Raw genomic sequence first — 12065 nt, forward strand, 5'->3', positions numbered from 1 at the left:
CCCTTCTTCTAATTAATTTTCAATAAAATAAACTCGGTACCAAACAATAAATGTGTAAATAGTAAATATTTTTTGCATATTTGCTATTCCTTGTTTTTGTTCTTCTAATAAACGATTTAAGTAATCGACATTAAAGAATTCTTTTGCAATATCAGAATTAAATGCGTCTTTTAACATCTCTTGGTATTTATCTTCTTTTAACCATGAAGCAAGTGGTGACGGGAATCCTAATTTTTCACGATTTACAATGCGATCGGGTAATTTAGCTTCAGAAGCTTCACGCCAAGCAATTTTTGTCACACCGTTTTTCATGTCAACACGCGTATCAGTTGGCATACGCTTTGCAATTTCAGCCACTTCTTTATCCACTAAAGGTGTTCTAACCTCTAATGAATTAGCCATACTCATACGGTCTGCTTTATGTAAAATATCATAAGCTAACCATCCATGAATATCAAAATGTTGCATTTTAGTGACATCATCTTTGCTTTTTGCTTCATCAAATAAATCTTTTACATATAACGATGAAGATTTGTTAAAACGCGTATCTTTTAGCAAGTCATTTCTTTCTGCTTCGTTAAACACATAATTCACACGATAATAACGTTCACTGATATCTTGTGCCCCACGAATTAAGAAACGGCGACCATGAAAATGTGGCAAACGTTTCGCTGTTTGAGCGAACAATTGACGCATATTTCGTGTCGTAAACTTTTCATATTTTTTAAATGTTCCTGCTTCTAAATAGGTATTATAGCCACCGAAAAATTCATCGGCTCCTTCTCCAGACAAAGCCACTTTTACATGCTTACTTGTTTCTTTTGATAAGAAATACAATTGAATCGCAGAAGGGTTAGATAAAGGCTCATCCATGTGATACATTGCCTTAGGAATAATACCAAAGAAATCTTCATCATTAATCATGATAGCTGTATTTTTTTGGTCAATTTCTTTTGCAAATTCTTGTGCCCATTCTAATTCACTGATGTTTTTATCGTCAAATCCTAATGAAAATGATTGGATATCTCTATCTTGTGATGCTTCATTTAAAATGTAGCTTGAATCAATCCCACTTGATAAGAAACTTCCCACTTCAACGTCTGCAATCATGTGTTTTTTCACTGATTCGTCTACTGTATCGATAATGTCACGTTTTGCTTCATCCATGGTCATTTTTTGTTCTTCTTCAAATGTGAAGTGATAGTATTCATTCACTTCTAAATCGTTATTTTTAAATTTGAAATAATGACCTGGATTAACTTTATAAACATTTTTGAATAATGTTTCGTCACTTGGAATGTATTCAAAACTTAGATGAATTGGTAATAATTCCTCATTTAATTCTTTAACGAATGATGGGTGATCTAAAAAGGCTTTTATTTCTGATCCCCACATAAAGGTATCCTCATTTTTAAAGTAGTAAAGAGGTTTAATACCAAAGTGATCACGTGCTCCAAAGACTTCACCGTTTTCAGAATCATAAATAACAAACGCGTACATTCCACGAATACGGTCTAATAATCCCTCTTGCCAAGCATCATAGCCATGAATCAATACTTCAGAATCCACTTCTGTTTTAAATTCGTAACCTAATTCTTGTAATTCTTCTCTTAATTCTACGTAATTATATATTTCACCATTAAACGTTAATACTTTTGTATTGGTTTGGTTAGTCATTGGTTGTTGTCCATGATTTAAATCAATAATTGATAGGCGTCTAAATCCCATTGAGATAACGTCATCTTGGTAAAATCCTTCATCATCTGGTCCTCTATGTACAATACGATCCGCCATTTTTTTGATGACTGTTGGATCAATACCTGGTTGGTTCATATATCCGACAAATCCACACATGTTTTCGTCCTCCAATTTTTATAAATAAAACTTTTAATCACAAGTAACTCATGATTCTTCAACTATCAAGTATACTTCAAATTACCTGTAAATTAAAGTATATAATAGATAGTTTCAAATTAAAATAAGATAACCCTACAAATCTCTTAATATTTTATTAAGAATACAACAACAAAGCGATAAAAAAGGCTTTAAGAAACGTATATTTCTTAAAGCCGAATCATGTCACTTTTCTCTTGTACCAAAAGTTGTAATTTTTTTCCAATGTCTATTAAATCACGTTCTTTAATTGGATAATCAAATAATTGGACATGTGGAGAATAGCGATTCATTTCTTCTAAGGTATTTGGAATATTAGTTAAAACCAAATCTATTCGTTTTGTTTCATTAAGTGTCTTGAATACTATATGATAATCATACTTATAACGATGCATAATTCTTTCTTCTATATCTCGTATTACAAAATAGGGTAAATCTGTATCGAGATAAATTGTAATTTCTGCTTCATAATATGTTAATGGCTTAACTGATGAAAAAAGTAAAATATATTTTTGTAACAAAAAGTCTTTCATCAGAAATAAATCATTTCCTGTGTCTTTATATAACTGATGAATCATCTCTAACATCTTACGTTTTAAAACTGGATACCGATCATTTATTTCATTAATAACATAATGACCATCCACGTCAACATGAACTCGTTTAAATAACCGTGAAAACATGTGTGCACAAAAACTGGTAATAAAAAAACGATCTAGTAAATCAGTTGGTATCTTACTAAACGTTTTTTGAAACAATTCCATAAATTGTTGTGTAGCCAAATAAACGTCTGATTGTTGACGTTTATGATAAGACAATATTTCCTCTTTAAAAATGGAAGACTCGTAAAATTTGGTTTTAATTTGTGAGACAACAGCATAAAAATAAACTTCTGACTCAGAATAAATATTAAATTCTTGCATTAAATTTTTCAAAAAGGATAATTTTTCAAGTAAAACATCCATATTAACATAATTTCGCCAATCTTCTTCCATCTCTATAAAATGTTTTTTTCTAAGACGAATTAAATTTGTTGATAGCACGTAAGCTAATTGTTTTCTCTGAATAACAGAAAAAGTTAAGTGATTCGTTTCAGAAAACAAATCAACCGTTTGATACATAATATGCTCATTAATTGTTTCAAATGGCCACTTCATTCCTTTATATAATGTCCACATCATAATATAAATAATTAATCTGATTTGTTTTTCATTGCCAATAATAGCGTATGTTTGTCTAGACAGAGTCAAGTCATACAATTCAAACAAAACTTTAATTTTTTTAAGCGATGATTTAACAGAATTAACGCTAATATAATGGTCTACTACGTATTGATCAATTATTACACCATCTTCTACAATAAGGTGCTTTAAAAGTTGAATGGTCTCGTCCTGCTCAAAAATATAATTCTTTAATTCAATATATCCAGACTCACTCTCTAGATAAATGCCACGATATTTTTCAAAATAAATCATGACATTTTTTGTTGAGTAATCATTAAATGCTACCGTCAATTCACGTATTTGGTGTATATACCTTTGAGCTGTTCTTTCAGTAACATTGATATGTAATCCAATCTCTTTTGTTGTATACCATCGTTTATTTTCAGAAATCAGTTCCAATATAGTTAATAATTGTTGGTTTGTCGAATTTAGTAATCGAAACATTTGCTTTTCCATCAGCTCACCACTTTTCGTGTACTATTTTCTTAATTCTACTTTTATTATGTGTTATTTTTTATATTTTTCTCTAAATTCTTTTGGCGTCATACCATTTAATTTACGAAACATTTTTAAAAAATACGTCATATTATTATACCCAATTTCAAAGGATATCTCATTAATTGTTAAATCAGTATGCAATAACATATCCTGAGCTTTTTCAATACGTAATTGGTTTAACACCTGAGCAAAACTACGTCCGGTTTCTTTTTTAACAAGTTGGCCCAAATAAACTGAATTAACATGAAGTTCTTCAGATAGTCGCTTCAGAGTCAAATCCTTCTTGTACTCTTTATCGATAATATCCATACTCTTTTGAACTAGTTCTGAGTAACGTTGCATATTCTCATCCATACTTTCAGTTAGTTCAAGTAAATAAATCAGCCAATCTTCTAACTCTTTAATATTATGAGATTGCTTTATTTTTTCTAATGTTTCATTATAAATCGCTACACTTAATGAAGGGAAGCGGCGATAAATATCCGTAAATAATAAAAACGTGACATGACGGACGTTATCAGGTAGAAAAGCAAGTTGTCGCATTTGAGAGAATATCCCTTTTAATTTGGTAATCGTCTCATTCATGTCACCAACCATTAATGCTTTATTAAAAGACATAAACTCGAATGTCTCATCATCAAGTAGATTCAACACGTTTGTTGATGAGTTACTCAAAATTTGTTTATTATCATAAAACACAGAAAAAGTCATCATAGCTAACGCCTGTTCATAACTTTCATAAACATTTTCCCACTCCTGTACCAATTCACCCACACTTAATTGATAATCTTCTTCTATTGTCTGATCCATCTGTAATAAAAAAGTTGATAATCCCTTTTTAGAGCCATGATACACAATAATCGTATAAAACGTGTCTTCGTTTTCTTGAATTACACATAATTTTTGTCCCATCGCCAAACTATATTGCCTTATAGTATCCGTATAAACGTCATTGGCACAGATAATAACAGCATACTCATCAAGTTTCTCTACATCAAAATGCTGAATAAAATTATGGTATTCTGATTCATTTAACTCATCATTTAACCATCTAATTAATAGCATTTCGTTATATAAACGTTCTTTTTGTTTTTCTTGTCTATCATGATTTAACTCTTCTTTTATCATCATTACTTTTTCAGTTAGTTCATTTTTGTCCACCGGCTTTAACAAATAGCCTTTAATGCCAAGCTCGAGTCCTTGCTTTACATACATAAATTCTTGATAGCCAGATAAAATCAGTATTTCTGGGGTCATGCCTGTTTCTTTCATGTAACGGATCAAATCAATCCCTGACTTTTCAGGCATATTAACATCTGTAATCACTAAATCAACAGAATGATTCTCCAGATAACAAATCGCATCCTCTGTTCTACGACAAGTAGAAACCACTTCAAATCCTAAGTCATTCCATGGGATGATTTTTTTTAACCCCTCTAAAATCATGTACTCATCATCAACTAACAAAACGCTATACATCCACACTCACATCCTTCGGTTGATAAATAATGATTTGTATTTTAGTTCCCACACCAATTTGTGATTCAATTACTAATTCAACGCCATTTGAAAAGTAGTTTTGCATACGCTGATACACATTCTCCAGTCCAATTGATCCAGATAATAATGTATCACTACCTTCTAGTTTTTCTGTGACTTCTTTTAATTTTTCTGTTGTGATCCCTTTTCCATTATCTTCCACTAAAATTTCAACATAAGAGTCATGTGTCGTTGCTTTGACACTAATAGCATTATCAATACGCGAGTGATCCATTCCATGAATAAAATAATTTTCAATCAAGGGTTGAATCATAAATTTTGGAATCGTAAAATTTTTGAGTGATTCATCAATAATAAAATGATACGCAATACTGTCTGGAAACCGCATTTGGTACAAGTACACGTATTTTTCACAAAAACTTAATTCTGATTCTAAATCAATGGTTTTAGCTTGATCGATATTATTTCGTAACAACGATGAAAAAGCAAAAACAACATCCGCCAACTCCATTTGATCCTTGCTAATTGCATACATGCGAATATATTCTAATGTATTATACATAAAATGAGGATTAATTTGTGACTGTAACGCGCGTAAATGAGCATCACGCTGTTTAACCTCTAAAACATACACATCTTGAATATATTGATTTAAACTCACAATCATATCATTCACCGCATCTGATAAATCACATAATTCCATTTTCATATCTGTTGTATCAATTTGTGCCGATAAATTTCCTTGACTGACTTCTTTAGTAACTGATACAATACTGTTTACTTTTTTAGCATAGTTACTAAAGACCCTTTTTAAACTGACTAATAAAAAAGCAATGACAAATAATCCCACTCCCCATACAGGAATTAGCGAGTGTAATATATCTTTCGTCACGTTTGATTTATCTAAAATAGTTAACACAGTCAAGCCCTTAACTACCTCATCATTAAAGACTGCTTCTTTTTGTAATGTTGTTCTATCCAGGTCACCTGTTTTTTGAAAATTTTCTACTATCTGATTAATTTTTTTATCATTCAGTGATGTTCCATGTTCATACACCACTTGATGCCCAGTATCAAATACAAATGTCTTAACAGCATAATCATTGGCTAAGTCTTTTGATAAAAACATGTCATCAAACGTCACATAAATATGCCCCACCATCTCACGTGTATTTGGTATAGGAATTGGTCGTGATAAAGTGAAGTCCTTTGATATTACCGGTTTCCCTTGTAAAAACACACCATTTGTTTTTCTAGTATCAGCATGTAAATAATCCTCTCTTCCATCCCACACGATGTCGATTGTTTGAATTGATGGAAAACTATAAAACAAATTATTTAACACATTTGGGAAAAAATCATTATTATTCGTTTCACGCCAGTTATCCAATGAATATTCTACGTATTCACTAATGGGTAACGTCATAAATTGATTTAAATTATCAAATTGATTTGGTGTTAACGCAATATCCCATAAAATCCCAGACAACGTTGCATCTTTCACTTGAATAGATGCTGTTAATTCTCTAGAGACTGTATCTAATACTTTTTTGGAATCATCCCTAGTAAAATTAACCGTTAAAATCGTATAACCTATTAAAATAATCCCAATTGACCCTACTAATAGCAAACTATAAATTGTCATTAATTGATTCATTAAAATATTTTTTGAAAATAAACGATGTAATTTAGCTTTCATTTCCCACTAACCTTTTTTCAACAAACTCTCGGTTATGTTTTGTTGCAATATTATTCCATGCTGTCCACAGTGCAAATGTAGCAAAAAGCAATAAACCTTTCATCCCCCAACTAAATCCTAAAATAATAGCAATCCCAATTAATAATTTTAAAAAAGAAGAAAAACTTAAAAAGACACTAATACACGATAATTTAATTAACTGTAATATCGGTAACTCATACTCTGATTCATACACTAATACATATTGATAAGACACGAAAATGAGTAAGCTCATGGTTAATAATAAAAAGTCGATGATTAGCCATAACAACCCCTTAAGCTGGACAGATAGGTATAAATTATAAAATAAAATAGCTAAACAGCCATTGTATAACCAAAATAATTGATTACTCCGAACAAAATGACCTTTAAATGATTCCCACGCTTTATGAAACGTTATTTCTTTGTAATCAAATTCAGATTCAACAAATAAATCATTCATCATTTGAAGTGCTGGACCTACACCAAACACAACTAGTCCACATAAACTAAATAGAACAAATAATAAATTTAATTTAACTATTAACCATACACCTTTAAATCCTTTGTCAATCATCACTTTCACCTCTTCTATTTTTTTATATCATACCATTATTTAATACCTATTCAATGATAATAATGTGAAAAGACTGAAACACTTTTGCTCGTTTCAGTCTTTCTCTATTATTTACTTGTCTTTAAAAAGTCATCCAATTGAGATTGCATTTCTTTTTGTACTTTATCCCATCCTGCCGTTTCCAAATCCTTATTTAATTTCGGTAATGTTTCTTTTGGATCAACTGTTCCGGTATTTAGACTTGCTTTATAACGATTCATGACGTTTGCAATGTTAGTAATTTCAGTTTTTACAGGAGCTGTATTAAAGTTAAATCCTAAGATTGGTGACACTTCTGCATTTTTGATGCTTTCATCACGTTCTTTAATTTTTTCTTCTGGTAATGTATCTTGTGTGTATAAAATCATGTTGTTCCCTGTATTCCAAGCGGCCATATGCATATTTGGTTTATAACCGTCTAATAATTTAATACGATTGTCACCAACTTTTTCCCACGCTTTGCCTTCAACACCCCAAACTAATCCATTTAATAAAGTTGGATCACTGTTTAATAATCCTAAAAATTCGACTGATTTTTCTTTATTTTTAGAAACGTTTGATACAGCAAAGTTTGCCATTTGAGCTTGTGCTGTTGTTTTTAATGGCTTAGTAATTGCTTTTGACACTAATGGATGACCAGCAGCATTACTTAAAATTGTATCACCATAATCCATTGGTCCTTGTGTTTCTTCACGCATAAACCAAGTATTACCTTCTAAAGGATAACCCGTTGTGTTTGTTGATGCATCTGTTGGAATCAATTTGTCTTCATACCATTTATGCATTAATTCTAAGTTAGACACAAAGTCTGGATCGTCATATTGATTAATAATTTTGATACCATCTTTACTATCATTTTTCACAGCAAATGGGTATTCTTTTCCTAATGGGTAATCATAATCTCCTGATAATTGGAATGATTGTCCAATAGCAAATGGCGCTATACTAGGTTCTTTCTCATGAAATTCTTTTAATACTTTTTCAGCATCTGCATATGATTTAATATCATCAATGTTTAAATTGTATTTATCTAAATACTCTTTATTAAATGTTAGAACTTGTTGACCATACACATTCCCATTCACTGGAAAAGCATATAATTTTCCATCAATTGTGTTTCCTTTAATATAAGCTTCATCCAGTTGCTCATAAGCATCTTTAGCATATTTAGGAGCTAATTCAGTTAAATCAGCATAAGCACCTTTTTGCGCATTTGCCACATAATTTGAAGCAAAAGAGATGTCATAGTTTTCGCCTGAAGCAATGATGGTACTCATTTTCTTGTCCCAATCACCCCAACCAATATATTGTAAATCAACTTTTACATTAATGGCTTCTTCAATTTGCTTATTAGCAATTGACATCAACTCATCATAATTTTCTGGTTTATCGCCAATTTGATACATCAATAAAGTGGTGACATCACCATCTTTTCCGCTACTTTTTTTATCATCTGCTTTTTTATCTCCACCACAAGCTGTTAACGCAAGGGTTGCCACAATCGCAGTCGACGCAAATAAAAATTTCTTTACATGTTTCACTAATAATTCCTCCTAAATAGTTATTCTTTTACTCCACCAATTGTTAATCCGCCAACAAAATATTTTTGGAAAAACGGGTAGGTTATTGCTATAGGTAATGTTGAAATCACGACAATCGCCATACGAGCTGACTCGCTTGGTAAGGCTGCTAGACCTCCTGATACTTGAGCACTCATTCCTGCATTTTGTGCTAGATAGTCTAAGTTATTTTGAATCTTCATTAATAAATACTGTAATGGAATTAAGTTGTCATTTTGTATATAAAGTAACGCATTAAACCAGTCATTCCAATACCCAAGGGCTGCAAATAAACTAATCGTTGCAATACCTGGTACTGCAAGTGGTAATACAATACGAACAAAAATCTTTAATTCACTCGCGCCATCAATTCTAGCTGATTCGATAATACTATCTGGAACATTTTTTCTAAAGAAAGTCCGCATAACCAAAATATTAAATGGTCCAAGGGCTAACGGTAAAATCAATGCCCATATCGTATCTTTTAATTGAAGTAAGTTACTCATCACTAAGTAATTTGCCACCATACCAGGTACAAATAACATCGTAATTAAAGCAAACAGTGTAAAAAATCGTTTAAATGGAAAATTATTTCTAGAAATCGCATAAGCGTATAAACTAGTTATGGTAGCATTTACAATTGTTCCCACAACTGTGACGAAAATAGTCACTCCAAATGAGCGTACAATTTTAGCTGACATGTTTCCAGAAAAAATATATTTGTATGCTTCAAATGACCACTCTTTTGGGAAAAAGCTATATCCATTTGCTGTTAATGCCGATTCACCTGTCAGTGAAATAATAATGACAAAAATAAATGGGATTAAACAAGAAATAGCAAATAACGCGATTAAGATACTGAAAAACAAATCCACTTTTGGACTAAAAGCACGTATTTCAACCTTCTTAACTTTCTTTTTTTCTCTCAATATTACTCACCTCCATTAGAATAATGCTGCATCTGGATCTAATTTTCTAACAATTGCATTAGTCCCTAATAATAAGATACTTCCTACAACTGATTGATATAAACTTGCCGCAGCTGACATCCCAATGTCCCCTGTTGCCGTCATACCATTGTAAATATAAGTATCCAGCACAGATGTCACTTGATACAATGCACCAGAATTCATTGGAACAGAATAGAACATTCCAAAGTCTGCTCTAAAGATACCTCCAATGTTTAAAATTAATAACACACTCATCATTGGGATAATTTGTGGAATGGTCACATTTTTGATTTGTTGCCACTTGCTTGCACCGTCCACCATTGCTGCTTCATAATATGTTGGATCAATCCCCATAACTGATGCATAGTAGATAATACTGTTGTATCCCAGACTCTTCCATACATTTAAGATAACAAAAATTAATGGCCACCATTTTGGATCAGCATACCAATTAATTGATGTTTTTCCATTTGATAATAACAAATGATTAATGATACCTTTATCTGGACTTAAGAATGCGTATACAAAATAGGAAATAACTACCCAAGACAAGAAATACGGCAGTAAAGACATCGTATGATAAACTTTTACTGCTCGTTTATTTCTCAACTCACTCATGATAATGGCAAACGCTATAGCAAAAAACAAATTAAATGCTAAAAATACAATATTATAAACCAATGTATTTCTAGTAATTAACCACGCATCACTTGAGGCAAATAAAAATTTGAAATTTTCAAACCCAACCCAAGGACTCTGTTTTAAACTAGCAAAAAAACCATCTGGAGATATTCTAAAATCTTTAAAGGCAACCACATTAGCCATTACTGGAATATAGAAGAAAAAAATAAACCAAATCATGCCTGGTAAAGCCATCAAAATTAAGGCCTTATATCGAACAATGTCAGACCATGTTTTTTTTAATTTATTGCCCATTTGTTTCCCTCCCTCATAACTTATAGATACAGTATAATACTGAGGTCTCATTTTTTTAAGAAACAAATTATAGTTTTATCTAAACAAATTATAGTTTTGTCTCATAAAAACATTTTCAAATTAATTTTTTAACCACTTTGGATACATTAATATGATTTTAGTTTCTTAATCAAAGATATTTATATGTAATTTAGTTACTACGTCTTTTAATAATCTCACCCCTGCCAAACTATTTCCTGACTTATCTAGTGGCGGACTGAATACTCCAATCCCAAATTGATTGGGCGAGACACCCATCAATCCCCCACCAACACCACTCTTACCTGGTATACCAACATGTGCAGAAAACTCACCCGACTCATCATACAATCCAGCAGTTGTCATAACAGATTTAACCAGTGTGGCAGATTCCTCTGAGATAAGTCGCTTATTATCCCATGGTTTAATTCCTTTATTGGCTAAAACACTTGCCATCATGGCGATATTTTCAGTAGTTACATTCAAAGAACACTGCTTAAAATAAACTTCCAATACGCCTTCAACCTCTTTTGAGAGCATATTATTCCCTTTTAAATAATAAGCTAGTGAACGATTAATATCTCCAGTTTTTGCCTCTGACTGATAGATTTCCTCATTTAAAGAAATGGTATTATCATGACAGATTTCTTTAATAAAGCTTAGCAATCTACTATAACAGTCATCAGGAGAACTTCCCTGAATTAACGATGTTGTTTCAATAGCCCCTATATTAACAAAAGGATTAAGTGGGTGTTTATCGTGATTTATTTCCATATTAAGAGGTGAATTAAAAGAAAAACCAGTGGCTTCAGTGTTTATATGGTTTAATACATTAGACAAACCATTGTCCTCAATGGCTAACAATAATGCTGGCACTTTTGAGATACTCTCAATAGCAAATTTAACAGAAGAATCACCTACTGATAACATATCCCTTGTTTTTATATTATACAAAGTTATCCCTAGCTGGTTGGGATTCACTTTTGCTAGAGCTGGGATATAATGAGCGTTTTGACCTTCACTACAATATGATTTATTTTTTATCACCAATTGTTCTAATTCCTTTTGATTCATTATCCATCATCTACTTTCATCCAATTTTGTCATAATATCAGTTTGCCTCACACAAAAGAAAAAATAATGTTATTTTTACAA

The 12065-nt window shown here is 31.6% G+C and carries 9 protein-coding genes; all 9 read right to left on the bottom strand.

Going from position 1 to position 12065, the window contains the following annotated elements; genetic code table 11:
- Positions 1-12 precede the first annotated feature (12 nt).
- The 9 genes from asnB to glsA all read right to left on the bottom strand — a co-directional run bounded on the left by asnB (position 13) and on the right by glsA (position 11984).
- Entirely contained in the window at positions 13-1854 is a 1842-nt protein-coding gene (gene asnB / locus MN187_RS06815; protein ID WP_117973083.1) for an asparagine synthase (glutamine-hydrolyzing), read from the bottom strand.
- Between the two features lie 209 nt (positions 1855-2063).
- The gene (locus tag MN187_RS06820) at positions 2064-3572 is read right to left on the bottom strand and encodes an AcpB/EbpR/MafR family transcriptional regulator (RefSeq protein ID WP_242093664.1); all 1509 of its coding nucleotides are present in this window, start codon (positions 3570-3572) and stop codon (positions 2064-2066) included.
- A gap of 51 nt (positions 3573-3623) precedes the next feature.
- Complete coding sequence (locus MN187_RS06825) at positions 3624-5093, bottom strand: response regulator transcription factor (protein WP_242093666.1); 1470 nt, start codon at positions 5091-5093, stop codon at positions 3624-3626.
- Complete coding sequence (locus tag MN187_RS06830) at positions 5086-6813, bottom strand: sensor histidine kinase (RefSeq protein WP_117973086.1); 1728 nt, start codon at positions 6811-6813, stop codon at positions 5086-5088. The genes MN187_RS06825 and MN187_RS06830 overlap by 8 nt, the downstream gene beginning before the upstream one ends.
- Positions 6803-7408 carry a YesL family protein gene (locus MN187_RS06835; protein ID WP_117973087.1) on the bottom strand — a complete coding sequence of 202 codons (606 nt, stop codon included), beginning with the start codon at positions 7406-7408 and terminating at the stop codon, positions 6803-6805. Before MN187_RS06835 ends, MN187_RS06830 begins: the two co-directional genes overlap by 11 nt.
- Before the next feature lie 107 nt (positions 7409-7515).
- Positions 7516-8988, bottom strand: coding sequence for an ABC transporter substrate-binding protein (locus MN187_RS06840; RefSeq protein ID WP_370448233.1), 1473 nt, complete (start codon positions 8986-8988; stop codon positions 7516-7518).
- A 20-nt stretch (positions 8989-9008) separates the two neighbouring features.
- On the bottom strand, positions 9009-9935 hold the full coding sequence (locus tag MN187_RS06845) for a carbohydrate ABC transporter permease (RefSeq protein WP_117973088.1): 927 nt from the start codon (positions 9933-9935) through the stop codon (positions 9009-9011).
- A 15-nt stretch (positions 9936-9950) separates the two neighbouring features.
- Positions 9951-10892, bottom strand: a complete 942-nt coding sequence (locus MN187_RS06850) for an ABC transporter permease (RefSeq protein WP_117973089.1) — start codon at positions 10890-10892, stop codon at positions 9951-9953.
- A 165-nt stretch (positions 10893-11057) separates the two neighbouring features.
- Complete coding sequence (gene glsA / locus MN187_RS06855) at positions 11058-11984, bottom strand: glutaminase A (protein WP_117973090.1); 927 nt, start codon at positions 11982-11984, stop codon at positions 11058-11060.
- Positions 11985-12065: the final 81 nt, after the last annotated feature.

The sequence above is a fragment of the Vagococcus sp. CY52-2 genome, assembly GCF_022655055.1.
In the GTDB taxonomy this organism is placed as follows: domain Bacteria; phylum Bacillota; class Bacilli; order Lactobacillales; family Vagococcaceae; genus Vagococcus.

Excerpts from the sequence above, each read along its gene's own strand:
- asnB (WP_117973083.1), bottom strand. The coding sequence starts at position 1,854 with ATGTGTGGATTTGTCGGATATATGAACCAACCAGGTATTGATCCAACA.
- MN187_RS06820 (WP_242093664.1), bottom strand. The coding sequence starts at position 3,572 with ATGGAAAAGCAAATGTTTCGATTACTAAATTCGACAAACCAACAATTA.
- MN187_RS06825 (WP_242093666.1), bottom strand. The coding sequence starts at position 5,093 with ATGTATAGCGTTTTGTTAGTTGATGATGAGTACATGATTTTAGAGGGG.
- MN187_RS06830 (WP_117973086.1), bottom strand. The coding sequence starts at position 6,813 with ATGAAAGCTAAATTACATCGTTTATTTTCAAAAAATATTTTAATGAAT.
- MN187_RS06835 (WP_117973087.1), bottom strand. The coding sequence starts at position 7,408 with ATGATTGACAAAGGATTTAAAGGTGTATGGTTAATAGTTAAATTAAAT.
- MN187_RS06850 (WP_117973089.1), bottom strand. The coding sequence starts at position 10,892 with ATGGGCAATAAATTAAAAAAAACATGGTCTGACATTGTTCGATATAAG.
- glsA (WP_117973090.1), bottom strand. The coding sequence starts at position 11,984 with ATGAATCAAAAGGAATTAGAACAATTGGTGATAAAAAATAAATCATAT.